General features: G+C 66.3%; 23 protein-coding genes, 1 tRNA gene and 1 riboswitch. Of the genes, 7 read left to right on the forward strand and 17 right to left on the reverse strand.

Features of this window, described 5'->3' with window-relative positions; all coding sequences use genetic code 11:
- Positions 1 to 34 precede the first annotated feature (34 nt).
- The gene (locus tag DI624_RS06525; RefSeq protein ID WP_291536842.1) at positions 35 to 2,899 is read right to left on the reverse strand and encodes a pitrilysin family protein; all 2,865 of its coding nucleotides are present in this window, start codon (positions 2,897 to 2,899) and stop codon (positions 35 to 37) included.
- A 195-nt stretch (positions 2,900 to 3,094) separates the two neighbouring features.
- Between DI624_RS06525 and DI624_RS06530 the strand changes: the two genes are divergently transcribed.
- A complete protein-coding gene (locus tag DI624_RS06530; RefSeq protein ID WP_291536843.1) occupies positions 3,095 to 4,333 on the forward strand; it encodes an argininosuccinate synthase in 1,239 nt (412 codons plus the stop codon).
- Between the two features lie 57 nt (positions 4,334 to 4,390).
- Here DI624_RS06530 and DI624_RS06535 read toward each other — a convergent pair whose 3' ends face one another.
- From DI624_RS06535 to DI624_RS06545, 3 genes are all read right to left on the reverse strand, one after another.
- A complete protein-coding gene (locus DI624_RS06535) occupies positions 4,391 to 5,188 on the reverse strand; it encodes an ABC transporter ATP-binding protein (protein ID WP_291536845.1) in 798 nt (265 codons plus the stop codon).
- 53 nt (positions 5,189 to 5,241) lie between these two features.
- On the reverse strand, positions 5,242 to 6,561 hold the full coding sequence (locus tag DI624_RS06540; RefSeq protein WP_291536847.1) for an acetyl-CoA hydrolase/transferase C-terminal domain-containing protein: 1,320 nt from the start codon (positions 6,559 to 6,561) through the stop codon (positions 5,242 to 5,244).
- Between the two features lie 82 nt (positions 6,562 to 6,643).
- Positions 6,644 to 7,390, reverse strand: a complete 747-nt coding sequence (locus DI624_RS06545; RefSeq protein WP_291536849.1) for a phosphatase PAP2 family protein — start codon at positions 7,388 to 7,390, stop codon at positions 6,644 to 6,646.
- 303 nt (positions 7,391 to 7,693) lie between these two features.
- Between DI624_RS06545 and DI624_RS06550 the strand changes: the two genes are divergently transcribed.
- Together DI624_RS06550 and DI624_RS06555 are read left to right on the forward strand one after the other, a co-directional pair.
- On the forward strand, positions 7,694 to 9,583 hold the full coding sequence (locus tag DI624_RS06550; RefSeq protein WP_291536850.1) for a ribonucleoside-diphosphate reductase subunit alpha: 1,890 nt from the start codon (positions 7,694 to 7,696) through the stop codon (positions 9,581 to 9,583).
- 172 nt (positions 9,584 to 9,755) lie between these two features.
- Positions 9,756 to 10,616: a lipid A-modifier LpxR family protein gene (locus DI624_RS06555; RefSeq protein ID WP_291536851.1), complete on the forward strand. Its 861-nt coding sequence runs from the start codon at positions 9,756 to 9,758 to the stop codon at positions 10,614 to 10,616.
- Positions 10,617 to 10,620: 4 nt separating this feature from the next.
- Here the strand turns inward: DI624_RS06555 and DI624_RS06560 are convergent, their stop codons facing one another.
- Positions 10,621 to 12,372: a gamma-glutamyltransferase family protein gene (locus DI624_RS06560; RefSeq protein WP_291536853.1), complete on the reverse strand. Its 1,752-nt coding sequence runs from the start codon at positions 12,370 to 12,372 to the stop codon at positions 10,621 to 10,623.
- Between the two features lie 162 nt (positions 12,373 to 12,534).
- Here DI624_RS06560 and DI624_RS06565 point away from each other — a divergent pair.
- Positions 12,535 to 12,611, forward strand: a tRNA-Arg gene (locus DI624_RS06565).
- 312 nt (positions 12,612 to 12,923) lie between these two features.
- Here DI624_RS06565 and DI624_RS06570 read toward each other — a convergent pair.
- The 10 genes from DI624_RS06570 to DI624_RS06615 form a co-directional block, all read right to left on the reverse strand.
- The gene (locus DI624_RS06570) at positions 12,924 to 13,367 is read right to left on the reverse strand and encodes a hypothetical protein (protein WP_291536855.1); all 444 of its coding nucleotides are present in this window, start codon (positions 13,365 to 13,367) and stop codon (positions 12,924 to 12,926) included.
- 104 nt (positions 13,368 to 13,471) lie between these two features.
- A complete protein-coding gene (locus tag DI624_RS06575; RefSeq protein WP_291536857.1) occupies positions 13,472 to 13,897 on the reverse strand; it encodes a hypothetical protein in 426 nt (141 codons plus the stop codon).
- An 18-nt stretch (positions 13,898 to 13,915) separates the two neighbouring features.
- The gene (locus DI624_RS06580) at positions 13,916 to 14,236 is read right to left on the reverse strand and encodes a hypothetical protein (RefSeq protein WP_291536859.1); all 321 of its coding nucleotides are present in this window, start codon (positions 14,234 to 14,236) and stop codon (positions 13,916 to 13,918) included.
- Positions 14,237 to 14,357: 121 nt separating this feature from the next.
- On the reverse strand, positions 14,358 to 15,725 hold the full coding sequence (locus tag DI624_RS06585; protein WP_291536861.1) for a patatin-like phospholipase family protein: 1,368 nt from the start codon (positions 15,723 to 15,725) through the stop codon (positions 14,358 to 14,360).
- A 26-nt stretch (positions 15,726 to 15,751) separates the two neighbouring features.
- Positions 15,752 to 16,093 (reverse strand): hypothetical protein, encoded by a 342-nt coding sequence (locus DI624_RS06590; RefSeq protein ID WP_291536863.1) that lies wholly within the window; start codon positions 16,091 to 16,093, stop codon positions 15,752 to 15,754.
- 84 nt (positions 16,094 to 16,177) lie between these two features.
- On the reverse strand, positions 16,178 to 19,543 hold the full coding sequence (locus tag DI624_RS06595; protein WP_291536865.1) for a TonB-dependent receptor: 3,366 nt from the start codon (positions 19,541 to 19,543) through the stop codon (positions 16,178 to 16,180).
- 132 nt (positions 19,544 to 19,675) lie between these two features.
- Positions 19,676 to 20,695 carry a FecR domain-containing protein gene (locus tag DI624_RS06600; protein ID WP_291536866.1) on the reverse strand — a complete coding sequence of 340 codons (1,020 nt, stop codon included), beginning with the start codon at positions 20,693 to 20,695 and terminating at the stop codon, positions 19,676 to 19,678.
- Positions 20,640 to 21,242: a sigma-70 family RNA polymerase sigma factor gene (locus DI624_RS06605; protein ID WP_291536868.1), complete on the reverse strand. Its 603-nt coding sequence runs from the start codon at positions 21,240 to 21,242 to the stop codon at positions 20,640 to 20,642. Before DI624_RS06605 ends, DI624_RS06600 begins: the two co-directional genes overlap by 56 nt.
- Positions 21,243 to 21,390: 148 nt before the next feature.
- The gene (locus tag DI624_RS06610; protein WP_291536935.1) at positions 21,391 to 22,131 is read right to left on the reverse strand and encodes a hypothetical protein; all 741 of its coding nucleotides are present in this window, start codon (positions 22,129 to 22,131) and stop codon (positions 21,391 to 21,393) included.
- Positions 22,022 to 22,294 carry a hypothetical protein gene (locus DI624_RS06615; RefSeq protein WP_291536928.1) on the reverse strand — a complete coding sequence of 91 codons (273 nt, stop codon included), beginning with the start codon at positions 22,292 to 22,294 and terminating at the stop codon, positions 22,022 to 22,024. Before DI624_RS06615 ends, DI624_RS06610 begins: the two co-directional genes overlap by 110 nt.
- On the opposite strand from DI624_RS06615, the gene DI624_RS06620 reads away from it, so the two are divergent.
- A complete protein-coding gene (locus DI624_RS06620) occupies positions 22,196 to 22,414 on the forward strand; it encodes a hypothetical protein (protein WP_291536937.1) in 219 nt (72 codons plus the stop codon). The two genes, DI624_RS06615 and DI624_RS06620, sit on opposite strands and share 99 nt — an antisense overlap.
- 298 nt (positions 22,415 to 22,712) lie before the next feature.
- Here the strand turns inward: DI624_RS06620 and DI624_RS06625 are convergent, their stop codons facing one another.
- On the reverse strand, positions 22,713 to 23,309 hold the full coding sequence (locus DI624_RS06625; RefSeq protein WP_291536869.1) for a hypothetical protein: 597 nt from the start codon (positions 23,307 to 23,309) through the stop codon (positions 22,713 to 22,715).
- Positions 23,310 to 23,434: 125 nt separating this feature from the next.
- Between DI624_RS06625 and DI624_RS06630 the strand changes: the two genes are divergently transcribed.
- Both DI624_RS06630 and DI624_RS06635 read left to right on the forward strand, forming a co-directional pair.
- Positions 23,435 to 24,307: a hypothetical protein gene (locus tag DI624_RS06630; protein WP_291536871.1), complete on the forward strand. Its 873-nt coding sequence runs from the start codon at positions 23,435 to 23,437 to the stop codon at positions 24,305 to 24,307.
- A gap of 520 nt (positions 24,308 to 24,827) precedes the next feature.
- Positions 24,828 to 25,325, forward strand: a complete 498-nt coding sequence (locus DI624_RS06635; protein ID WP_291536872.1) for a hypothetical protein — start codon at positions 24,828 to 24,830, stop codon at positions 25,323 to 25,325.
- A gap of 185 nt (positions 25,326 to 25,510) precedes the next feature.
- On the opposite strand, the gene cobU is transcribed toward DI624_RS06635, so the two are convergent.
- Positions 25,511 to 26,035 (reverse strand): bifunctional adenosylcobinamide kinase/adenosylcobinamide-phosphate guanylyltransferase, encoded by a 525-nt coding sequence (gene cobU / locus DI624_RS06640; protein WP_291536873.1) that lies wholly within the window; start codon positions 26,033 to 26,035, stop codon positions 25,511 to 25,513.
- 37 nt (positions 26,036 to 26,072) lie between these two features.
- Positions 26,073 to 26,280: riboswitch (cobalamin riboswitch) on the forward strand.
- Positions 26,281 to 26,306 lie beyond the last annotated feature (26 nt).

The raw sequence follows: 26,306 nt of genomic DNA on the forward strand, positions 1-26,306 counted from the left end.
CTCCGGGCCTTCGTCGTTCCAGACCGCCTTCGCCCTACCGGGCGGCCGGCTCCGCGGAGCGGACCTCGACCGGAATGCCCAGGGCGTCCAGCTGCGGCTTGACCACCGAGGCGTCGCCGACCACGACCCAGACGAACCTGGACGGATCGATGGCGGCCTTTGCGGCGGCGTCCAACTGGGCGGCCGTCAGTGCATTGGTGCGCGCCGCGACGGTCTCGGGATAGTCGTCCGGGCGGCCCAGCAGGTCGTTGGTGCGCATGGTCCCCAGGACGGCGGCCGAGGTTTCGTAGCTGCCGGCCAGACGGCGGGTGTTGCCGTTGATGGTGCGTTGCAGTTCCTCGTCCGTCACGCCCTTTCCGCCCGACAGAAAGTCCGCGAATTGCTGGTTCAGCGCCTCGATGGCCGGGCCGGTCTTGTCGGCCTGGACCGGGGCGGTCACCAGATAGGGCACGCGTCCGGCGAACGGATTGACCGAGGCGTTGACGCCGTAGGACCAGCTCTTCGTCTCGCGCAGATCGGTGTTGATGCGCGACAGGAAGTCGTTGCCCAGCACGTTGTTGGCCGCGTTCAGCACCAGAAGGTCGTCCTTGCCGGTGACGCCCAGGACCTCGCCTCCCATGATGTAGGACTGGGGCGATTGCGGGCGGTCGATCAGGACGATCTTGCGCGTCGTCGCCGGGATGGGCGCCGAGAAGTCCTTGACCGGCTTGGCCGATGCGGGCGGTACCCACTGGCCGAAGGCGGCGTCCAGGATCGGCGTCACTTCCGACAGGGGCCTGTCCGAGACGATGAAGATCTTGGCGTTGTCCGGGCGGATCCACTTGGCGTAGTCGGCGCGGATGTCGGCGTCGGTGATTGCCTTGACGCTGGCCTCGTCGCCGGCGCCGCTGAACGGGCGGCCATAAGGGCTGTCCGGCCCATAGATCAGCTCGGGCAGGGCGCGGCTGGCCAGGGCCGCCGGCTGGGTGCGCTCGGCGGCGATGCGCGACAGACGCGTGGCGCGCAGGCGTTCCAGCTCCGCCGGCGCGAAGGTCGGATTGCGCACGACGTCGGCCAGCAAGGCCACGGACGGCTGCAGGTTCGGCGTGAGGGCCGACAACTGGATCACCGAACTGTCCATGGTCGCGCCGGTGGTGATGCTGGCGCCCAGGGCCTCTTGCGCCTCCGCCAGCTGGGTGGCGTTCAGGCCGCCGGTGCCCTCGTCCATCAGGTCCAGCATCAGGGTCTGCAGACCCAGTTTCGACCGGTCGTCGGCGGCCAGGCCGGCGTCGAAGTCGATGGCGATCTTCGTGGTCGGCGTGGCGTCGCGATGGGCGTAGATCACCTCCATGCCGTTCGCCAGCCGGGCGCGTTCGACGGCCGGGAAATCGACGTTGGCGACCTGGCCGATCTCGGGCCTGGGCATGCGCGGCTTGCGCTGGATTTCAGGGGCCGGCGTGTGATTGGCGCCGGACGGCGCGTCGGCCGCCTCCTGATAGGCCTCGCGCTGCCCGGGCAGGGTGGTCAGCGTATAGGCCGGGCGCGTCAGCCACTTCTGCATCGCCGCCTGGACCTGGGCCGGGGTGACGGCGGCGTAGGCGGCCAGCTGTTTCTTGTAGAATTCGGGATCGCCGGCATAGAGCTGGCCTTCGGCCAGCGCCGTGGCCTTGCCGCCGAAGCCGCCGACCTGCTCCAGCCCCTGGATGCGACGCGAGGCGTATTGGGTGACGACGCGGTTGATCTCGTCCTGGGTCGGGCCGTCCGCGATCAGGCCGTTCAGGATTTCACGCATCCGCGCCTCCACGGCGGCCGGGTCTTCGCCCGGCTTGACCATGGCGCTCATCTCGAAGATGCCGACACGATGATAGGCGCCGTTGGAGGCGCTGACCGAGACGGCGGTCTGTTCGCCGCGCACCAGTTCGTTGTCCAGCCGCGACGAGGCCAGGCCGCCCAGCACGGAGGCGGCGACGCTCAGGGGCACGGAATCGGCGTCCAGCATGCCGGGCACCGCCCAGCTGATCTCGACCTGGGCGTTGGAGACGCGGTCGTGCGTGGTCTCGCTGAGCGGGGCGGCCAGGGTCGGGACCGGGGCCTGCGCGGGATTGTTCACCGGCCCCCTGGCGATCGGGCCGAAATATTTCTGGGTCAGCTCACGCGCCTTGGCGGGCGTGATGTCGCCGGCCAGCACCAGCACGGCGTTGTTGGGGCCGTAATTGGAGGTGAACCAGTCGCGCACCGTCTGCATCGAGGCGGCGTCCAGATCGGCCATCGAACCGATGGTGGAGTGGCGATAGGGGTGGCCTTCGGGGAACAGGGCCTCCAGCTGCTTGTACTGGTTCAGGCCATAGGGCTGGTTGTCGCCCTGGCGCTTCTCGTTCTGGACGACGCCGCGCTGCAGGTCCAGCGTCTCCTGGCTGATTGCGCCCAGCATATAGCCCATGCGGTCGCTTTCCATGAACAGCGCCTGTTCCAGCGCCGGGGTCGGGACCGTCTCGAAATAGTTGGTGCGGTCGAACCAGGTGGTCCCGTTCATGTCGGTCGCGCCCATGTTTCGCATCGGCGTGAAATAGCTGCCGGGCGCGTTTTCCGAACCGCCGAACATCAGGTGTTCGAACAGGTGGGCGAAGCCGGTCTTGCCCGCCGGTTCGTCCTTGGAGCCGACGTTGTACCAGACGGACACGGCGACGACCGGCGCCTTGCGGTCTTCGTGGACCAGCACGGTCAGGCCGTTGTCCAGCGTGAACTTGGTGTAGGGAATGTCGACGGCGGCGACCAGATCGGCGACCGGCGCAGCCTGGGTCGCGGGCGCTGAGGCCAGGGCGGCGCTCTGTGCGGCGGGCGCGGCCTCGACGGAGGCCCAGACAGGTGTGGAGACCGCCAGAAGGGCGGCGGCGGCGACGAGAGAGCCGGTGCGGCGCATATGTGATCCTCGGATTACAGGTGGATCGCACCATAACGCCGGTCGGCGCTCGGGCAACGCGGCGGAATGAAACATGACCAAAGGTTCATGTCCGCGTCCTGACGCCCGGAAAAGGTTGCATCGCCGGACCCCCGGTCTTATGCGCGCGTCAACTTCCCGATCCCGACTGCCCGAGTTTTTACCGAAAGAGCCGCCATGTCCGCCCCCGCCGACAAGCCCGTGAAGAAAGTCGTCCTCGCCTATTCCGGCGGCCTGGACACCTCGATCATCCTGAAGTGGCTGCAGACCGAATACAACGCCGAGGTCGTGACCTTCACCGCCGACCTGGGCCAGGGCGAAGAGCTTGGCCCGGCGCGCGAGAAGGCGCTGAAGCTGGGCATCAAGCCCGAGAACATCTTCATCGACGACCTGCGCGAGGAGTTCGTGCGCGACTTCGTCTTCCCGATGTTCCGCGCCAATGCGCAGTACGAGGGGGACTATCTCTTGGGCACCTCCATCGCCCGCCCGCTGATCTCCAAGCGCCAGATCGAGATCGCCCGCCAGGTCGGCGCCGACGCCGTCTGTCACGGCGCGACCGGCAAGGGCAACGACCAGGTCCGGTTCGAGCTGGGCTATTACGCCCTGGAGCCCGACATCCGCGTCATCGCCCCCTGGCGCGAGTGGGAATTCCGCAGCCGCGAGGCCCTGCTGGACTTCGCCGAGAAGAACCAGATTCCGATCGCCAAGGACAAGCGCGGCGAGGCGCCCTTCTCGGTCGACGCCAACCTTCTGCACTCCTCGTCCGAAGGCAAGGTGCTGGAGGACCCGGCGGTCGAGGCGCCCGAGTTCGTCCACCAGCGCACGATCAGCCCCGAAGATGCGCCGGACGTGGCGACCGTCATCGAGATCGGCTTCGAGAAGGGCGACGCCGTCTCGATCAACGGCGAGGCCATGAGCCCGGCGACGATCCTGACCGCCCTGAACCAGTACGGCCACGACAACGGCGTCGGGCGCCTGGATCTGGTCGAGAACCGCTTCGTCGGCATGAAGTCGCGCGGCGTCTACGAGACCCCCGGCGGGACCATCCTGATCGCCGCCCACCGCGGCATCGAAAGCATCACCCTGGACGGCGGCTCCATGCACCTGAAGGACCAGCTGATGCCGAAATACGCCGAGCTGATCTACAACGGCTTCTGGTTTTCGCCCGAGCGCGAAATGCTCCAGGCCGCCATCGACAAGAGCCAGGAAAACGTCTCCGGCACGGTCAAGGTCAAGCTGTACAAGGGCAATGTCTCGGTCATCGGCCGCGAGAGCCCCTACAGCCTTTACGACCAGGATTTGGTCACGTTCGAGGAAGGCGTCCAGGCCTATGACCACAAGGACGCGGCCGGCTTCATCAAGCTGAACGCGCTCCGCCTGCGCGTTCTGGCCAAGCGCGACGCGCGCAACAGCTAGGGCCGCTCTCCTTCCCTCTCGACACGCGCGTGAGGAAGACGACGACGGCCTGGGCGCTCAGTCCAGATGCGCCCAGGTCCAGTCTCCGCGTCGCTCGACCGTGGCGAGCAGGCCGAACAGGTCGCTCAGCACCGGGCCGGTCAGCAGGTCCGCCTTGGCGCCGTCGGCCAGCACTCGGCCGTCCCGCAGCAGGACCAGATGCGATATCTCGGGCAGGATCTCCTCGATGTGATGGGTCACGAGCACCAGGGTGACGCCCGACCGCGCCACCTCGCGCAGGGTTTCGAGAAACAGCCGGCGCGTCGCGGGGTCCAATCCGCCGCAGGGCTCGTCCAGCAGCAGGGCGCGAGGCCGGTGGGCCAGGGCGCGGGCGATGAGCACGCGCCGCGCTTCGCCCGTCGACAGGCTGGCCATGTCGCGCCCGATCAGGTGCGCGACCCCCATCCGGTCCAGCGCCTCGCGGGCGGCGTCGCGCATCGGCTCCGTCACCCTGTGGTTCCATAGGCCGCGCGCCGCGAAGAAGCCCGAGACCACGGCGTCGAAGACCTCCAGCCCCGCTTCGCCGGCGAAGTCCGACTGGACGGCGGGCGAGACCACCCCCAGCAGACCGCGCAGTTCGAACACATCCCAGTGGGTGCGGCCGAAGATGCGCGTCTCGCCCCGTTCGCCCGCCGGGCTCGCGGTCGGATAGATCTGGCGGGTGATCAGCTTGACCAGGGTGGACTTGCCCGAGCCGTTGCGGCCCAGGATGGCGGTGTGGCGGCCCTCGGGAATGACCAGGCTGACCCCGTCCAGCAGAACGCGGCCGCCGCGGGCGACGCCGACGCGGTCGATGGACAAGAGAGGTTCGCTCATGTCGACACCTTAGCCATGGACCGACGCGGCGTGGAACCCGGGACGGCGAGACCTCAGATCAGGCCCTGCTCTCGCGCCTCGGCGGTCAGGGCGTCGCGGAACGGGGGCGCCGCCAGGGCGATCAGGGCGCGCGCCCGCTCGCTGGTCGACCTGCCCTTCAGATCGGTCCAGCCGTGTTCGGTGACGACGATATGGGTGTCGTTGCGCGGCGTCGTGACCGGCCCGTCCAGGCGCGTCACGATGCGCGACGCCGTTCCCTTGGCGGCCGTCGAATGGCAGGCGATGATCGACTTGCCGCCGTCCGAGCCATAGGCCCCGCGCACGAAATCCAGCTGTCCCCCGGCGGCCGTGAACTGGCGCCCGTTCAGGAACTCCGAACAACAGGCGCCGGACAGGTCGATCTGAAGCGTGGCGTTGACCGAGACCATCTTGGCGTTGCGCGCGATCACCGCCGGATCGTTCACATAGGAGACCGGATGGGCCTCCATGCCGCGGTTGCCGTCCAGGAAGTCGTAGGTGTTCTGGTCGCCCATCGAAAAGGCGAAGACGCCGACGCCGGGGTGCAGGGTCTTTCGGGAATGATCGGCCGCGCCCGCCTGCATCAGTTCGACCACGCCGGGCGTCAGCATTTCGGTATGGACGCCCAGGCCGCGATGGCCTTTCAGGGCGTCGCAGACGGCGTTGGGCAGGGCGCCGATGCCCATCTGCAGCGTCGCGCCGTCGTCGATCAGGCCGGCGATGATCTGGCCGATGGCCAGGTCCGCCGGCTGCGGCTGGGCCTTGGGCACGACCAGAAGCGGGGTCGAATGCTCGACGACGGCGGCGACCCGGGACACATGGACGGTGCAGTCGCCGAACACGCGCGGCATATGCGGATTGACCTCCACGATCACCGTGCGGGCCGTCTCGGACACCGGCTTGGCGTAGTCGGTGTTGGTGCCGAAGGAGAAGAAGCCGTCCTCGTCCATCGGCGACACGGTGCAGATCAGCGTGTCCACCCCGACCTCGTCGCACAATAGACGCGGCGACTGCTGGAAGCCGGTCGGGATGAACTGGACCGGATTGGGCCGTCCGGCCTCGCGGGCGCGCTGCTCCAGGCCGCGTTCGATGGCTGAATGGAACAGGCTCCACGGCCGGATGCGGCCCATCAGTTCGTCGCGCAGCACGGTCTGGCCGGCGATGGCGGTGCTGAGCAGATAGTAGAGGTTGACGTTCTCCACCTCGCCGCGCTCGGCCCGTTGGGCCAGGGCCTTGAGCAGGGCCGGGGGCTGGGACACGCCCAGGCCCATGGCCGCCTTGGCGCCCGAAGCGATGAGGGCGGCGGCCTGGTCGGGCGTTTTCAGCCGTTCGGCGTAGAGGGCGGCGGCGTCCATGGCGTATCTCCGTCTGGGCCTCTCTCCTGATGCTGCGGAGGCGTCCAGGGTTCACTATCCCCTGTCGCGCGCGACAGGGGGCCTAGACTTTGGTCGGATCGGCGTCGGCCGTTTCCAGGGACTGTTCGTCCTGCAACGGGGCGTGGCGGCGCTTCTGCAGTCGCTCGACCACATAGGCGACGAGCCACAGCGCCATGGCCCAGGCCGCACCCACCGCCCATCCGGCCAGGACGTCCGAGGCCCAGTGCGCCCCCAGATAGACCCGCGTGAGCCCGACCAGCACGGCCATCAGCATGCCGACCCCCAGCACGAAGGCCTTGAGCCGGCGTCGCGGAAAGGCGCGGGTCAGCATGACCGCGATCGACAGATAGAAGACGGTGGACAGCAGGGCGTGGCCCGATGGGAAGCTGGCGTTGATCGTCTCCACCGCCTGCATGGCGGCCGGCGGGCGTTCACGCTCGAAAACCGCCTTCAGCCCCTCGCTCAGCATCACGCCCCCCGCCAGCCCAAGGACCAGAAGCAGCGACGACAACCACTTCCTCTGGCTCAGCAGAAAGACGATCACGATGAGGGCGAACAGGCCCAGAACCGATATGCCGCCGAGCGAAGTGATGTCGGACGCCGCCTCCTTCAGCCACCACGGTCCCCAGGGCCGGCCGGGATCGTCGGCATAGGGCCGCATCAAGGCCAGGACGCTTCGGTCGAAGGCCTGACCGTCCGCCTCGGTCATGTCGTCGGCGATCTCGATGAAGCTCAGCACCCCGCCCGTGACGACCAGCAGGGCGGTCAGGGCCGCGATCTCGGTGCGGGCGACAGTCAGGACACGCATCGAAAAGGCGCGAAAATCGGAGAGGGTCATAGGCAGGCGAACGGTAAAGCTGGCGCTATGTTCCGATCACGCGGTCGTGATCGCCGGCGGTCCGGTCGTCGCTGCGGGACGCGATGGCTTGCTGTGGGGCTTTTCCCCAGTCGCGGACCAGTTGTCCGACCGATTCGCCCACAAAGCCTGCGTCAAGCCCGTTGACGGGTTATTAGGCATGTGCGCCCTATATGTGGGCACGGCGAGCGCGAAGCCCACTAGATGATGTGGTTCAGGCGCGACGGCTCAGGCGATTTTTTGTTCAGGACGCAGATGACCATGGCTGGCGGCGAGGCATTGAAGACGACGGAATTCCAAGGCGTTGCGGCGACGCCGACGCCCGAGCGCCCCCATCTGACCGTGGTCAGATCGGTCCAGGTGGACCGCTCGCGTGACGATCTGCTGACCGACTTCGGCAAGAAGACCCTGGAAGACCGCTATCTGCTGCCGGGCGAAAGCTATCAGGACATGTTCGCCCGCGTCTCGACCGCCTTCTCGGACGACGCCGAACACGCCCAGCGCCTGTACGACTATATGAGCCGACTGTGGTTCATGCCCGCCACGCCCGTCCTGTCGAACGGCGGCGCCGATCGCGGCCTGCCGATCTCGTGTTTCCTGAACGCGGTGGGCGACAGCCTGGACGGCATCCAGAACGTCTGGAACGAGAACGTGGCCCTGGCCTCGAACGGCGGCGGCATCGGCACCTATTGGGGCGGCGTCCGCTCCATCGGCGAAAAGGTCAAGGGCGCGGGCAAGACCTCGGGCATCATCCCCTTCATCCGCGTGATGGACAGCCTGACCCTGGCGATTTCGCAAGGCTCGCTGCGTCGTGGCTCGGCCGCCGTCTATCTGGACATCCACCACCCGGAGATCGAGGAGTTCCTCGAAATCCGCAAACCGTCGGGCGACTTCAACCGAAAGTCCCTGAACCTGCACCACGGCGTCAACATCACCGATGAGTTCATGGAGGCGGTCAAGGTCGGCGGAACCTTCGATCTGAAGTCGCCCAAGGACGGCGCGGTCATGAAGACCGTCGACGCCCGCTCGCTGTGGACCAAGCTGCTCGACATCCGCATGCAGACCGGCGAGCCCTATATGATCTTCTCCGACACGGTGAACCGCCAGCTGGCGCCGCACCAGCGCGCCCTGGGCCTGAAGGTCAAACAGTCGAACCTGTGCGCCGAGATCATGCTGCACACCGGCCGCGACCACCTGGGCGTGGACCGGACCGCCGTCTGCTGCCTGTCGTCGGTCAACGCCGAGACCTTCCTAGAGTGGCGCGAGGAGCCCCGCTTCGTCGAGGACCTTATGCGCTTCCTGGACAACGTCCTGGAGGACTTCATCCGCCGCGCCCCGCCGGCCATGGCCGCCGCGGTCTATTCGGCCAAGCGCGAGCGTTCGGTCGGCCTCGGTTTGATGGGCTTCCATTCCTTCCTGCAGTCTCAGGGCGTGGCCTTCGAAAGCGCCATGGCCAAGTCGTGGAACATGCGGCTTTTCAAGCACCTGCGCCGCGAGGCCGACAAGGCCAGCCGCCTGCTGGCCGAGGAGAAGGGCCCCTGCCTGGACGCCGAGGAGCGCGGCGTCATGGAGCGGTTCAGCCACAAGCTGGCCATCGCCCCGACCGCCTCCATCTCGATCATCTGCGGCGGCACGTCGGCGGGCATCGAGCCGATCCCGGCCAACATCTACACCCACAAGACCCTGTCGGGCTCGTTCGCGGTCAAGAACCCCTATCTGGAGCGCCTGCTGGACGAGAAGGGCGTCAACACCGAAGCCGTCTGGAACTCGATCCTGGAGCATGAAGGCTCGGTCCAGCACATCGACGCCCTGAACGAAGACGAGAAGGGCGTGTTCAAGACCGCCTTCGAACTGGACCAGCGCTGGGTGGTGGAGCTGGCCGCCGACCGCGCGCCGGAGATCTGCCAGGCCCAGTCGCTGAACCTGTTCATTCCCGGCGACGTCAACAAGTGGGACCTGCACATGCTGCACTGGTCCGCCTGGGAGCGCGGCGTGAAGTCGCTGTATTATCTGCGCTCCAAGTCGGTGCAGCGCGCCGCCTTCGCCGGCGCCGAGGACAAGGCCGAGACCGAGATCGACCCCAATCAGCCCGACCTCTTCTCCATGCCCAAGACCGACTATGACGAGTGCCTGGCCTGCCAATAGGCTTGGCGTCGAGACCTCCGAAAGGGCCCCGCGATCGCGGGGCCCTTTTTCGTTCGGGAACCCATCGCACGGACCCGCCGTTGAAAAGCGACAAAACCGTGTCGAAAACTCCGTTGGACTCCCGCGTCTCTTGGTTGCAGGGTGTTCGCCAGCGGATCGGTGGGGAGACCGAATGCGTTCCAAGGCGATGATGATGGGGGCCTGCGGCGTCCTGGCTTCGGCCGGGATCGGCGCCGATGTCGCCCGCGCCCAGACCTGGGCCCCCAACGCCTTCGACACGCCGCCCGACAACGCCGCCGCCCGTCTGGCTGATCGGACCCATTTCCGGGTCGCGCCGGACGCCCGCTTCGGCGGCGACATCGAACTGCCCCCCGCCTTCCAGCCCCAGAACCGCTCGGGCCTGGAGGCCAGCACCCGCCGCGACGTCTGGATCGACCACGCCGCCTTCACCGACCGGGTCACGCTGGAGACGGCCGGCCGCCTGCGCCGCGCCGACGGCTCGCCCCTGCCGGTCACGCCGGCCGACCGGGCCGAACTGTCGCCCGACGCCTACGACCTGCGCTATGTCCGCGGCTTCCGGGGCGCCCACGGCCATACCGCCTCGGGCCTGGAGGTCAGCCTGACGCCCCATGCCGGCCTCGGCGTCGGCAGCGAGGGCCGCTCGGCCGAGGCGGGCGTCACGCTCAAGATCGGCGAGGGGCTGGAGCGTCTGGCCCCCAACGGCGCGGAACGGTTCGGCGAGCGCCCGCGATGGTATCTGTACGCCGCCGGCTCGGGCCGGGCCGTCGGCTACAACTTCGCCCGCACCCGCGACGGGGACTACGCCCGCTCCGGCTACACCCAGGATCGCGGCAGCTTCCTGGGCGACGCCTCCGTCGGCGTGGCCTATCGCAAGGGCGCCATGCAGACCTCCATCGGCGTCGTCTATCGCGAGATCGACGCCGGCAAGGGGCTGCGCGGCATGAACGGCGTGGACACCGACGTCAGCGAGGGTTTGTTGGCCTTCCAGCTGTCGATCCGCCCCGGCCGCTAGAAGCTTAGCGGACCTCCGAGACCGCCACGCCCTCGCGGCGAGGATCGGCCCCCGCATCCCAGCGGCCGTCGCGCCAGATCGCCCCGTGCAGGCCCGACGTCTCGGTCGCATTGGGCCGCAGCGGCATGCCCGCCGCGCCCAGGGCCTGCCGGATCGCCGGCGAGATCATCTCGGTGTCCGCGCCCACCATGGCGCCCCGCACGACCAGATTGGGCAGGGCGACGGCCTCCTGCATCGACAGGTTCCACTCCAGCGTCCCCACCAGGGCCTTGGCCACATAGGCCAGGATGCTCGAGCCGCCGGGCGAGCCGACCGCCCCGACCAGTCTCCCCTCCCGGTCGAGGATCAGCACCGGCGTCATCGACGACCGGGGGCGCTTGCCAGCCGCCACCGCATTGGCCGCCGGATGGCCGTCTTCCTGCGGGGTGAAGGAGAAGTCGGTCAGCTGGTTGTTCAGGAAGAAGCCGCCGACCATCCGCCCATTGCCGAAGAGGCTCTCGACCGTCGTGGTCATGCTGACGGCGTCGCCCCAGGCGTCGACGACGACGAAATGGGTGGTGCCGCCGGGCTCGGCGGTTTGGTCCACGCCGCGCGGCGGCGAACCCGTGGGCGCGCCCGCTGGGACAGGCCCGTTCACCTGGGGTGCCAGGGCCGCGCGCCTGGCGATATAGTCGGGGTCCAGCAGCCCCGCGATCGGCACGCCGACGAAGTCGTTGTCGCCGACATAGCGGTCGCGGTCCGCATACATCAGCCGCTGCAGCCGCCCGAACGCCACCCAGGCCTCGGGGCTCTGGGCGCCCTTGTCCAGGTCCGGCGTCTTCTCGGCCATGCCCAGGAACTGCAGCAGGGCCAGGCCGCTGGACGGCGGCGGCGGCACGCAGACCACATAGACCTGATAGGGTCGGCACAGGGCGTCCCGGCGCAAGGGGCGATAGGCGGCGATGTCGGCCTCGCTCAGGCCGCCCGGCCGCGGTCCCTCGCGCACGGCCGCCGCGATCTCGCGCCCGATGGGCCCGCCATAGATCGCCCCCGGCCCCTCCGCCGCCAGCCGCGCCACCGTCTCGGCGTAGGCGGGGTTCTTCAGCGTGTCCCCGGCCTGGTATCGCCGCCCGTCCGGCCGGGTGAAATAGGCGCTCGCCCATCGGGTCCTGGCCTGGGGGCTGTTCCCGTTGATCATGGCGGACAGACGGGGGCTGACCGTGAAGCCGTCGCGCGCCAGCCGTTCGGCGTCGCCGAACAGGTCGCGCCAGGCCAGCTTGCCGTGATCCTTCTGCGCCATCGCCAGCATGGCCACCGCCCCCGGCGCGCCGGTCGAGCGCCCGGACAGAACCGCGTCGATGAAAGGCAGGGGCTCGCCGTCCTCGTAGAACAGTTCGGGCGTCGCAGAAGCCGGTGCGGTCTCGCGCCCGTCATAGGCCGTGGCCGCCCCCGTTTCGGCGTCATAGGCCATCATGAAGGCGCCGCCCCCCAGGCCCGACGATTGCGGCTCCACCAGACCCAGCACGGCCTGGATGGCCACCGCCGCATCCACCGCCGATCCCCCGCGCCGCAGCACCGCCATCCCCGCCTCGACCGCCACCGGATTGGCCGCCGCCACGAACGGCCCCCGCGCCGCCGTCCGCGTCGCCGCATCGGCGAACGCGCCTGTCTCGATCGTCGCGACCGGCCGCGCCCCGCCCGTCGGCGCCCCCGTCTGGCATCCGGCCAGGACGACGGGAACGAGCAGGGCGGCCAGCCGGCGGCGAAGAGGGCGCATGAGGATATCCGAAACGGGAAGAATGGGTCGAACAGAGGCGTCGCCTCAACGCCTAAGCTGTCCGCGGCTCCGCGCCAACCTCCCGATCCTCAGAAACTGCATTCCCCCGCTTGCGTCCGACCCATCCACCCGCTAAAGACCCGCCCTCGCCGCAAGGCAGCCGCACCCGTAGCTCAGCTGGATAGAGCATCAGACTACGAATCTGAGGGTCGGGCGTTCGAATCGCTCCGGGTGCGCCACTTTCTGTCGGACGACACATAAGGTTGGACTCCGACAGAGAAAATTGGACCTGAAGCCCGTTCTGGCGGGAAGGCGCCATCGGTTAGCGCCAAGAGCGGCTATTCGCGACAATCCGAGAACCAGAACTTTAGCCATCCGGGCGAGGGTTCAACGCCTTCCCGCGAGACGCCCTTCGATCGTCTCAACAAATGCGAGTTCCGCAGGGTCGATTTGCCGAGTGGTTCGTCCGCGCGCCAGAAGCAGACGCGATCGTACACTGAAATGGATCCCTGCTCTTCCCCGTGGATGCTGACCGCCATCCATCAGCTTGCCTAATGCGTCGTCACACGCTCGTGCAGGAGTGTAACCGCGCCTTCCGGGAAATCGAAAGTCTCAGGCCGTTCGACCGCCTGGCGAGGACTTCTAAGGTTTCCGAAGAACAGCAGGCGGCCGTCTTCGTCGAACAAGCCAAGTTGTTCCACCAGGCCGCTGCCGGGCAGCCGGAAGGCGAACGCATGAGGGATAATCAGCGTCTGCCGGCCGGTGCGGCTCAGCCTGACCGGTCGACGCTCCAGAGCCGTGTGCGGGGATTCCACATAGGCCGTTCCGGTCAGGCTCGCGCCTTCGGTGAGCAAGCCCGCCAGGAGGCGATCCGGAGGATTCTGGCGAACGGCGAAAGGCGTGGGACGCAATTCCGCGCGGAACGGCCCAACAAGATGCAGGCGCGGCCAGATCGGTCCTGCGCCGAGGCGGACGGGGGAAGGAAACTGATCCATGTGGGAAATCCGACGCGCAGACGCGCATCGCCATGACGACCTATTGTAGGGATTGTCCGCAGCCCCTGCGGATGTTTTCTACCTACCATGGTCATTGAATTTTGTCAAGATTTTTGGCTGCCCGGTAATCCCGAGACCACACGCCGAGCCTCGTCCAGAGTGGCCTGAGGTGTACATCTGTAACGTGTCAGGTAATCCCGTAAGGCATCCTCGCTGGCGGAGGGGAACCCCCAGCGCATCAGGGCCTGAGCAACCGTGGGATGCCTCGCGGCGCGCAGATCGGCGTGCAACTGCGCCAAGCGCGCCTTGCGCAGATGATGGCGGGGATGCAGGGCCTGCCGACCGAAGGCCGCCTCAAGGTCGCGCGCCGTGACGCCCAGGGCCCTGGCCGCCTCAGGAAACTTCACGCGATGCGGCAGGGCGTCCAGGAACAGGCGGACGGCCCTGTCGGTCAATCGGCGTGACGCCGCATCCCCAGTCAGCACGCGTTCGACGGGGGCGAATCCTGGACAGGCGGAGCCGTCGGCCATGCTCGGTTCGCCGCTGCCTTAGAGTTCGGCCAGGCCGCGCCGCACGGCTTCGAGACGCGCATCGGTGATCAGGCCGCCGGAGAAGGGTTTGAGGGCCTTCAGGCTCATGCCCTTGAACTGGTCGTAGCGATCATGGGTCGTCAGGCCGGGCAGTTCGCGGTTTAGCACGGCGCGGGCGCGCGGATCGGCGACCAGCCGCTCGATGGGAGTGTCCAGGGTGAAGGCGGGCGTGCGGGCCTGATCCCGACCTTGAGCCTGCGACGTTCCGGCGGACGCTTGCGCCTGTACGGGCGCGGCGAGCATCAGGGTCGCCAGCAGGGAAAGAGCGATACGGAACATGGCGGGGCCTTTCACGACAGTCCTCATCAAACAAGACGAACGAGCGATGCCGATCCCCATGTCAGGCGCGTGAATTTTTGATGCGGCCAAGAAAAGCGACGGCGCAGACCCGCCCGCGCCCTCACCTGAGCCTGCCTGCGACGAGGTCTCTCCCGGCCTGAATGGCGAGGTCGACCTGTTGGGCGGGGAGGCTGAGGCGAGTGGGGATGGCGAGGAGGGGCTGGGCGCGTTCGGGCGAGAGGTCGGCGAAGGCGATGACCTCCAGCGTGTAGTCGAGGTCGGCGCAGTCCCAGCCTTCGGAGGCGCCCAGGGCGGCGGCGTCTTCGGGCGTGAGCGCGCAGCGCCAGGCGATGGTGTCGCGCTCCCACCGCTCCAGATGGCCCAACAGGGCGTCATAGGCGTTGCGCTTGATCCCGTCGACGAAGTGGTCGGCGACGGTGCCCAGCACCTGGACGCCGTCGGGTCCGTCCGGCGCCTGGCCCCAGGGTCGCTCGGCGCCGCGTTCGGCGTTGACCACGATCACCCGCAGGCGGCGGATGCCGACCGCATCACCCGGTCCCATCAGCGGACCGTACGGCAGGCCCGAGGCGCGCTGGATCACCGCGATCCCCGACAGGCCGTAGTTGTCGACGATCCCGCCGTCCAGCAGGTGGACATAGGCCAGGCGCTCGGGGTCGCGGAACATCTGGAAGGCGCGGGCGGTGTCGCGCACCACCACCGGCCCGTTGCGCTCTGCGGCGGCTTCATTCACCCAGTCCGGCAGGGGCCGGTCGCAGGTCTCGCCATGGGCGCCCAGCACCACGGGCCGCATGCCGAACGGATAGGCGGCCGAGGCGGCGACGGCGTCGGCGACCCGCACCTCGCCCAGGTCGCTGCACAGGGCGTCCATCCATGGCTCGGCGAAGACGAAGGGCGTTCCGGTCATCAGTTCGACCGCGTTCAGCAGCACGGGCGGCCCGGTGAGGTCGCTGAGCCGTGCGCCGTGATAGACTTCGCGGTCCAGCCAGTCGGCGATGCGGTCGCGCCCGTTGACGCCGCCCTGGGCCAGGCGGGCCCAGTTGGTCGGCCAGGCCAGGCTGGAATGGATGTCGCCGTGCCAGTCCTTGTCCAGGAGGGCGGGCCTGAAGCCGTCCAGGCCGTCGGGACCGTGCAGGCCGAACCAGGCGGCGGTCAGCGACCCGCCCGACACGCTGGTGACGAAGGCCAGCCGGTCGATCCAGCGCACCCCGTCGGGGCGGCGCCGGTCCCTCAGCTCCAGCAGCACGCCATAGGAAAACGCCGCCGCCCGCGCCCCGCCGCCCGAGAAGGCCAGCGCGACCACCTCGCCCTCCAGCCCCCGGTCCGCCGGAACCGGAACCCCGGCGGGGACAGCGGTCACGGCCGCCGCCGCGCGCGGGGCGTTGACGGGGGTCATGTCGGCGCCTGTCGCGCAGGCGCTCAGGCTCGCCGCGCCAAGCAGGGCGGCGAGCGTCGTGAGACGACGGAACATGGGCCTATGGGGGCGGGAGGATCAGGTCAACGTTCTGAAGCCAGGGCGCGCAGGCCCGCCTCGACGGCGGCCAGGCGTTCGTCGGTGATCAGGCCGCCGGAGAAGGGCTTGAGGGCCTTCAGGCTCATGCCCTTGAACTGGTCATAGCGGGCGTGGGTGGTCAGGCCCGGAAGCTCTCGGTCCAGCACGGTCTTGGCCGCCGGATCGGCGACCAGCCGCTCGATCGGCGTGTCCAGCGTATGGGCCGCAACCGGAGCGGAAGCCGCCGACCGAGAATCGGCCGCCGCCGGAGCTTCCTGGGCCGAGGCGCAGGCGGCCACTGGAAGCACGACGGCCATGGCCGCGAACACAATGGAAGATCGGATCATGGAAGGTCTCCGTCAGAGGAAAGAACGGGACGGCGCGACCCGGAGTCCTCGAACTCAGGCCGCGCCATCCCAGGCTCGGGGAGGTCAGAAGCTCTTGCGCACCGACAGACCGATGATGCGCGGGTCCAGCGTGAAGACGTTGGTCGTGTTGCCGATCTCGTCCGGCCCGGTGAAGCCGTCGGTGATGGGGGCGTCGTCGAACAGGTTCTTCACATAGAGCTGGGCCGTCAGGGTCCCGTCGGGGTTGGCGACGGTCATGGACAGATTAGCGTTGCCCCAGCCTTCCAGCCGATCGTAAGGCGCGAGGTTGTAGACCCGCATCCAACTGTCGGACTGACGATAGTAGTCGCCGCGCACGGTGACATCCCAGCCCTGCGGCAGTTCGAACCGGTACTGGGCGCCGACGTTGAACGTCATCTTCGGCGCGTTGGGCAGTTCGTTGCCCGACAGGTCGGCGTCGAAGCCCCGGCCCTGGTTAGGGGCGTTGTTCCAGTCGTATCCGAACCTGTCCGGCGTCAGCCCTAGGATATTGGGACCTGGACAAAGCACCTTGATGAAGGCTGTGTTCGCGTTACTGTTTTTACCGTAGATGCTCTTCGGAACGATGCAGGTGTTGGGATTGGTGGGCCAGGGCCGCAGCACCAGCCAGTCTTCATTTCCTTGTGTGCGGTTCATCACGTCGATGGAGGTTTCGCCATCGGCGATCTCGGTGCGCAGCAGGCCCAGCGTGGCGTCGATGCGGAAGTTGCGGGTGGGCGCCCAGGCGGTCTCGAACTCCACACCCCAGATGCGGGCGTCGAAATTCTCGTTGTGCAGGGTGCGGTCGATAACCTGGGCGACCTGATAGTCCTGATAGTCGTAGAAGAAGGCCGAGCCAGACAGCATCAGACGGCCGTCCATCAGGCTGTTCTTGACCCCCATCTCGAAGGCGTCGACGAATTCCGCGTCGAAGGCGGGATCCAATTGGACATAGTTGGTGTCGAACCCGTTGGCCGGGCCGCTGGGGTTGCCGCCACCGCCCTTGTAGCCGCGCGAATAGGAGGCATAGACCAGGGTGTCGTCGGTGAAGGACAGATCGGGCTTCCAGTCGATGGCCAGGCGGCCGGTCCATTCGCGCCAGTGATAGGTCACATCCGGCAGGGCCGGATGACCCCGGCCCAGATCGGCGCCGCTGAATGCACCAGACGAGTTCAGCAGCTGAGTCGGCACCGGAGTGATGGTCTTCTTGTCATCGGTGTAGCGCAGGCCCGTCGTCAGGCGCAGATCGGGACCTAGGATGAAATAACCCTCGCCGAACACCGCCCAAGATTCCGTCTCGGCGATATTGATGTTGCGATAGTAGTTGTGGCCCTCGCCGTCGATTTGGTCGATCGGATTGGGGTCAATGTAGGTGCAAGCGTTAGGGTCAGGATTGGCGGCCGGCGTAGCCGGCGTGCAATCGCCCTTAAGACCTTCTGCGCTGTTCTGTCCGAGGGCCGCGATGGTGAAGGCGTTGGAGAAGATATAGTAGTCTTCGTTCGTCTCAAATTTCAGATAGTTGGCGCCAAGATTGAAATTGATCGGCCCATCAAAGGCGGATTGCAGACGGAACTCCTGGGAAAACTGACGGCTCTCGGACCGGCTCAGGTCCACCGCCACCAGGCGATCCAGTTCCCCCAGTTGCGGATCGATAAAGCTGCCGCCGCCCCAATAGGCCATCTCGTTACGATCGGTCGGTCGGTCAGCAGAACAACCTCCCAGATAGCCCTCGAACGCGACATCCACTTGCCGGATGTCAGCGCAGGCGATGAGGCCGCCCACGGGGTTCAGGCGGAAGTAGTCCTGAGACCCGTAATAACGGTCCTCCATATGGAGCGTCTGGGAGTGCAGCGTCAGATTCGGCGTCAGATCCAACTCCATATTCAATTGGAAGACGTCGTTCTCCGCTTGGAACGTCGGGTCGTAGAAGGTTTCGATCTCGCGCAGATCCGTCGAGGATTGGCGGCCCGAGTTCGGTGAGAAGGGATCAATTTCAGTCTGGAACAGATAACCGCCCCAGGCGCCGCGGGGTCCCGTGTAGTTGCCATAGCATTGCGTCCCAGCAGGCGCCGTCCGGCAGGGAATGCCAGGCAGTGACGATCCGTCCCTGTAGGGAGTGGCCAGGATCAAGCCTGTGACAATCGGGAAGCCCGTTCCGTTAGGCGCGCCGAAAGCATCATCAGAGTAGAGGCTGCCAGGCTGACAGCCTGGCGTTATGCTAGTGCGGGTCCAGTAAGGAAGATTCGACGCGGTTTTTGTGGCGCCCGAGGCGTCTGTCCATTCGAAACTGGTCGGCGCCTCGCCGCGCGTGCACAGTTGCTTGCCCGTGCGCGCACGATTATCGTCCTCCGAGAAATGCTCCCACAGAAGGTTGGCGCGGAACCGTGCGTTCGGCTCCCACAACACGCCCAGCCGCGTCGCCCACAGGTCGCGACCATTAACATTCTGCTCGGTGACGGTGTTGTAGTCGAAGCCGTCCCGCTGGGTGAAGGCGCCAGCGACGCGCACCGCCAGGGTGTCGCCGATCGGGATGTTGACGAAACCCCGCCCACGGCGGGTGTCGTGGTTGCCCACCTCCAACTGCATCTCGCCGTCGAACTCACCCAGTTCCGGCAGGTTGGGCAGCATGTTGACCACGCCCGCCGTGGCGTTGCGGCCATAGAGGGTGCCCTGCGGCCCGCGCAGCACCTCCAGCCGTGAAACATCGAAATATTCCTGCTCGAACAACCTGTTCCGAAGCAGGGCGGTGTTGTTGAACGACACCGCCACGCCCGGATCGGCGGTGACCGATAGGGCCTTCACCCCGATGCCGCGGATGGAGAAATTGTAGCCGGTAAAATTGTCCTTAGAGAAGTTGACGTTCGGAATGGCGCGCAGAAGCTCCGAACCCCCATCGATGCGCAGGGTCTCCAGCCGCTCCTCGCTGAAGGCCGAAACCGCGATGGGCACGTCGATGATCCGCTCTTCGCGCCGACGCGCGGTGACGACGATGTCCTCGACCGTGGAAACCTGCGGACCGACGGGAGCCGCCTGAGGAGGCGGTGCGGTCGGGCGACGGCGCGGCGTCACCGGTGCATCCTGAACCGAGGCTGCATTGGCGCGCGGGCGTGCCGGGGCCTGTCGAGCCACGCGCAGGGTGATCATGGACCCGGTGTCGCTGGCGACCTCCAGATTCGACCCGGCGATGAGACGGCGCAGACCGCTGCGGACGTCATGTTCGCCGTGCAACGCCGGGGTGTTCACGCCGCGCAGCGCTTCAGCAGGGGCGATGATGGCCACGCCCGACTGGCGACCGAACTCGGGAATGGCGTTCACCGCAGACTGAGCCGGCAGATTGAAGTTGCGTTGCTGGGCCGCCGCATGGCCGGCGCCAGCCAATGCGATGACGGCCGCGCTTGTCGCCAGAAAGCGGCGATAGGAATTTTTGGACACGATAGCTCCCCGTTAAATGCCGGGGATCGCTCTGCGCCCTCCCCTCAAGGAGGCAGATGCACAGCGCCGCATTTTCCCGGGGGGCTGTCGCACAAACTTCACGAGACGCCGCCGCGACAGCTTCGAGCGAACCTATCTGGAGTCCAGAACGATACGGTCGGACTCGATCCTCACCGTAGCGTCGAACACCGTCGCCGCCGCCGTGGCGAAAGCCGCCGGATCGCGCGCGGGAAACCATCCGCTGATGGCGCTGCGGCCGAGTTGCGGGTCCGCGATGACTATGGGGGGGCCGCCATAGCGAGCGAATTCGGCGGCGGCGAAGGCCAGTGTGTCGTCGGCGAAGGCCAGTTCACCCTCGCGCCAGGCCAGTATGCGGCCCATGGCCTCAGGGGTGATCGGGCTGACTTCAAGGGACGCATCCAACGCTCCGGCCAGGCGGACCGAAAACCCTTCGCTGACCCGGGTCGGCGCGAACTTCTTCTTCCGATGATCCAGACGCAGCATCCCCTGGCGCACCCACAGGCCAAGACCGCCATCCGCGAAGCGACGCACGGCGAAGACGGCGCCGCCAGTCTGAACATCGACATCCCGGATGTTCAGGCGGAAGGGAAGCGCGTCCTCTGCGCCGACCTCGAAGAGGGCCTCGCCCTTCATCAGTTCGATCTGGCCGGCGCGTTTCGACCGCAAGGCGGTGTCGGTATTGAGGGTGGCAGTCACACGCTCGCCCAAGGGGATGCGCCGGACCTCTCCCAGGGTGGTCGCATAGGCTGTGCCGCCCGAGCCGCCCCACAAGGCCAGTCCGCCCACGGTCGCCGTAGCGGCGGCGGCCATGCCGCCCCCCATCAACAACCGGCGTCGATCCATCCCGGATCTTGTCTTTTCCACCAGTCGAACCGCCCAGGTCCGGCGGCCAGCAGCGGCGGTGTCGTCATAGGCCAGCACCTCGCCCCGTTCCGTGCGCCAGAACAGGGCGCTAAGGCGGGCATAGGCGCCCAGGCGCCGCGAATCCCCCGCCAACCATTCATCGAGACGAGCCTGGTCAGGGGCCGATAACGGCCCGCGATCGGAGCGCGCCACCCACTGGGCGGCCTCCGCCTCAATCGCCAGACTGCTCTCCCTTTCCGTCGCCAAGCCGATTCGTTCCTTCTCCATGTTCGTTAGATGCGCGAGACGACCCCTTTCCGTCACGTCCGAAATGATCAGAGAGCCGACGTAAAGCCTGGGTCATGTATTTCTCGACGGTATTTTCCGACAATCCCATCTCCCGTGCCACTTCGCGCTGCGACAGGCCCCGCACACGTCGCAGGGTGAAAACACGGCGCGGTTGTGGCGGCAGTTCGTCGATGAAACGGGCCAGATTTCGCAGTTCATCGCGATCGACGGTCGCCTGTTCGGGCGAGGGCGCGTCACCGGCGATCTCCAGGCGCGCCAGATCGCCATAGGCGTCTATCGACACCACCTTGGCCCGACGAACTTCGTTGAGGATCAACGTATAGGCGACCCGAAACATATAGGCGCGCGGGTTGCGAATCTGGTCCAGGTCATCCCGCCGCGCTAGGGCGGCGTAGGTGTCCTGGATGATGTCGTCGATATCGAGCCCCGCGACCGAACGCGAGCCAAGCCATCTGCGCAGGGCCGGCTCATTCGGCAAGGCGTGGATCGCCAGCCAGCGTGTCGTCGAATGGGGCAGGCTGGTCATGAGCCCCAGTCAGAAGTCGGGATTGCGACAACCGCAATCGTCCAGCTTGTCGAGACAAGCCCAGGACGCGAGATGTCCACCGGTAGACGCCACCATGGCGCCGACATGGGCTCTCGATGAAATGACGAATGGTGAACCCTCCCTGAGGTTAGAAACGCCGCTTCAGGCTGAGGAGGATGGTGCGTCCCACCGGATCCTGGTCGTCGCGGCCATAGCCGGGCGCGGGCCGGCCATCGCCGAGGCGGGCGCTGGGTCGCGTATCGAAGAGATTGGCGATGGCGAACTCGAGTTGGAGGGCCGTTCCCCGCCGCGCCCGACCTCCCCCCTCTGGAGACGGTCCTGCGAACTGATAGCTGAATTTCAGATCGACGGTGCTGAACGCGTCCAAGCGCAGGTCATCTGGGCCATCCTGCCCGATCGTTCGGCTGGTGCGGTAGCCATCCCGCCAGTTCGCCGCCGCATTCACGCCCCAGGCACCGCGGCTCAGGTCCACCGCTAGGCCCGCCCTGCGTCGCGACATACCGCCGCCGTCGCCCGCCAGACGGTCCATCGACGGCAGGCCGCTATGAATGGTCGAGGCGTTGCTGAGATTCCAGCTATGGTTCAAGCGCAGTCGAAGAGTCGATCTCTGGCTCCTGTCGCCTTGCCCGAATTGCAAGGTGGCGCCGAGGTTCGCGTTGAGGGTTTCGGCAAGTGTGGACGCATGGTTGATGGGGCGCTGGTCGATGCTGACGAGGCGGCCGTCGGAATCGCGTTGGAACCGCTCTGGAAAGGCGGCCTCAATCTCGGGCGTCGGCTCCGGCAGGGCACCGACACCATCGACGGCTTCGTTTCTGCTGTAGGTGACGCCACCTTGCAAAGGGAAGGAACCGAACGGACCCGCCGCCACGGACAGAGACAGTTGGTCTGTGCTCGGCGCGCGAATGGGCCACCCTGAACATATAGGCCTTGGGATGGATCAGATCGTCCAGCCGCGCTCGCGACGCCAGGAGAGCGTAGGTTTCCTGGATAACGTCCTCGATATCGCTGGATTCAAGACGCCGCCGACGCAGCCAGGCGCGCAGATCCGCCTCGTGCGGCAGGATGTTCCGGTCGAACCAGCGCGCGCGTTCGAGGCCGACCTGTTCGGTCAGCGGCCGCTGCGACGGGGTCGCTTCCGAGGAATCCTGTGATGACATCGAAAGCGCGCGATTCAAATGGCCTGCTGCGCCGAATAGCGACGGATCACGACGTTAGGGTGATGGTCTGATGATAGCGCGCGGGCCATCCGCTCGGACGCCCAGACATCGCATAGGCCATCCTGTTCGCTCTCAACGCTTGGAGGACGACGGGCTGGAACGGCGCAGACTACGATCTATGCGGCTTAACCGGGTTGGCGGCGCGGGATCGTCAGATCGACGGCCCGGAGCCACAGCGAAACAGTCACTCGCCGCAGATTGCCCTCGCACGAAGATGCCCTGACATTCCTCGCTAAGGCATCGCCGCAACGACTCTGGAGATCACCACCTGATCGATCTCACGCGTGACCGACATGCCCTCCATCATCGCCCTTAGGATGAGGCGGTCTTCTATCGACACCTCCTCCCAATCGTCTGGATAGGTGACAGGAGGATTGGCGCCGCTCAAATCGACGAATTGCGTCGTCTCGCCCGCAACGATGATCTCGGCGGTCATGTGGGTGGCGGTGACGCGCACCTGAATGTCGTCGGAGTTCAGATCGCCAAGGTGTCCTTCATCATTCGTGGGCCTGCCATGAAGGCGAGCAGTCTTGAAATCGATGAGCCTGGCAAGCGCACCCTCAAACTTAAGATCGCAGATAGAGTTGAACTCTTCGTCGCTTCGATCGTGTCTTAGCTGTCCGACAAGGCGGGTGACGGCTTCGCCTTCCTGCAATGAGTCCGCCGACAGCATCACGATAAGGATGCGGGCGACATCCAGCGAGGAAAGGTGCTGAGCGCTTCTCCCACGCCCGGTGGTGGATATCAGGCCGCCCTTTCGTAGCACGCCATAGTAGGACGTCACGGTCGCCTGGGGCCGCGCGATCGCGCCTGCGACGACGCTGATCATTTCACCTGCTGTAGCCATGAAATGCTTTTAGCAGAAAAATTCGGAATGACCATTGACAATCTTTTCCATTCCGAATATTTCTCAATCATCAAGCCACGGAGGCTGCCAACGAAAGGATCAAAGCGATGAACGAGGTCGAAATCATCACAGCCGGCAAGGAGCGGAAGGAGGCCTCCCGTCGGGAGTTGCAGAAACTCCGCCAAGCGGCGCGGGCAAAATACGACGGTATGCAGGCAAGCATCATGTCCGCCTGCCAACGGCACATCGCCATCATCGCGGCCGAGCAGGCACGCGTCGATCAGCAGTACGCTCATCTTCGAGGATGGTCGCGGTCCGCCCCGCAGCGGCAGAAGAAGCATTCCGGATCGTTCCGCGAAGCCGTGGCCACCGGCTTCGATATCCTGGCGCGTGGCGCCGAAGCCAAGTGCCTGGAAGGTTACGCTTCTGGCTCTACGGTGAAGCCCGTTCCAGGTCGAATGAACTTCACCTTCTACACCTACTGGGGCTGGATCAGGGAAGCCATAAACACGCTTGAACCGAATCCGGTATCTTCGCGCCTAAAAGACCTGCTGGCAGAACTGGCTGCGGCGAAAGGCATCTTCTCGCGTAAAGGCGGCGCGGAGCTCAGACGGAAAGCCGGGCTCAAGGGCCTCCATGAACTCGCGGCTGAACTCCACATCTCCCACAGTTCGTTACGCACCATAGCGGTCAGGCTCGGCCTTACGGACGCCAGCTCGCGCCGAGCTCAGTCGCACTGCTTCGATCGCACCGCCGTCTCGCAATTGAAGGATGTGCTGGACGATCTCATCTCGAGGAGAGAGGCGGCAAGGTTGGTGAACCTGTCGCTGGCTGGCTTTGACGAATTTTGCTTCCGCCGCAGTATCCAGCCTCTCATTCGCCTGAAGGGACGCAGCCCCTCCGCCGACCAATTCCGCAGGTCCGAACTGGCGGCCGCGATCGCGCGCGACGGTTCGCACGGGGCCTGCCGCGCGACCTGACCCCGACATGGGAGGATTGATCGTGCCGAATTTTGTTCTTGTATTGTTCCGATCTGATGGTAGGCGTTTTTGATGCCAACCCATCGTGATCGCTACTACGATATTCGCCCCAGACGTCCCGGCTTTTACCTGGATGGCTTTCAGCTCCGATCAAGTCACGCCCCTGGGACGCGGCGATGCGAGAACCAAGGCGGAAGCGAGAGCCGCAGCCATCGCGCGTATTGATGGGGCGCTGGATTACCCTGCTCCCGCATCGCGCACTTGAACCCACGGGCGCCCTTTGACCTCTCAAATGAGAATAAGACGCCTGCCGGGTTCAGTAAGCTTGTTCGGTCCTGGAGAGCCAGAAGTCCGGTTATCTCAGAAGTTGCCTGATCCCGCGCCAGGCTATCAGGCCCGATTTGGCCGTAGCAGGTGGCATATCCTTGATGATTTTTCGGAGGAAGACGAGGATGTCTCTCGCCTTCGCCACAGGTTCACGTCCGCCTCCATCGAACGAGACGGTGAAGTGATCGGGGGCGTGAAGATCGTCGAATACGATATCCCGCAAATCTCTATCGGTTGGTTCTGGGAGGCGATGGATGCCTACAGCCGTGAGACTCACGAGCTTTCAGAAGTCCTGCTATCCGCATGGCCCGATTTCCCGTTCGATGTCGCGTGCTACGGTTCGGTTCTGGAATTGAACCGTCTCTGGGTGGAGCCTGGACAACGGACATCTGGAGTTTGGATTCCTGTCGTCCGTGAGCTTTTTCGGCGAGTGAGACGACAAACCGCGATCATCATCGCGAAAGCCTATCCGCTTGAATACGAAGGCAAGCTGCCGGACGACGCACCGGAAAGGTCTGCTTTCGAGAGGAGGCGTCGCGCCATGATCCGATACTACGAGCGCCATCTGGGCCTGCGGCCGCTGCCGGGGGTATTCGGCGAAGAGGGCTGGATCTGGAAGTCGCCTGAAAGGCTCGAGGACATCATCGACGCTCCCGTCTTCGACCGGAACTGGCGAAAGGAAATCCGATAGCCTCGCGGAGTCCAATGATATGTGGCGAAGTCGTCGGTTAGTCCAGCCTTCCGTGACCGTTCAGGTCCAGCTCATCTGACGTCGGCGCGCCTAAGTGATTGATTGGCTTAATCCCGCAGTCCAGCCTTATGTGATGTCCGACACTTTCCCTGAAGGTTTAAGTTTCCTGTCCGCCGGACGCGTCGTCAGCGCGGGCCGGGTTTCAGCGCGAGCGGCAGGCCAGCGACGATGAGGACGGCTTCGTCGGCATGGGCGGCAAGGCGTTGGTGGAGGCGGCCGGCGTGGTCGCGGAAGGCGCGGGCCAGGGCGTTGTCGGGCACGACGCCCCAGCCGACCTCGTTGGACACCAGGAAAAGCGGGGCGGGGCAGGCGGCGACGGCGGCGCACAGCCGGTCGGTCTCCTGGTCGACGTCCTTTCCGCCGGCCATCAGATTGCTGAGCCAGAGGGTCAGGCAATCGACCACCGCCACCTGGTCGGGCGCCAGGGCGGCGATCGCCGCGATCAGGTCGTGCGGCGCCTCGCGCGTGGCCCAGGCGGAGCTGCGCTCGGCCTGGTGACGGCTGATCCGCGCGCGCATCTCGTCGTCGAAGGCCTCGGCCGTGGCGATCATGACCCTCCGTCCGCCCGTTTGGGCCGCCAGGGCCTCGGCCCGCGCCAGGGCGTAGGTCGTCTTGCCGGATCGCGCCCCGCCCAGAACCAGCGTCGCCATTCCAATCACTCCGTTGCCTGAAGCGTCGCGATGGCTTATGGCCCGCAGCGCGACAGGTTCCCCAGCGATGGGGATGAAAAGGGAACTCAGGTGTGAAACCTGGGCTGCCCACGCAACTGTAAGCGGCGAGCCCGCGCACCATTAGCCACTGGGCCCACAAGGCGAAAGCCGGAGGATCTGGGAAGGCGGTGCGCACCGGCGTAGACCCGCGAGCCAGGAGACCTGCCCGTCGCGGTCGTCCTTCGCGCGGACGTGGTGTGCCGGGCGGAAC

Origin of the sequence: Brevundimonas sp. (assembly GCF_003248455.1) — a bacterium.
Classification (GTDB): domain Bacteria; phylum Pseudomonadota; class Alphaproteobacteria; order Caulobacterales; family Caulobacteraceae; genus Brevundimonas.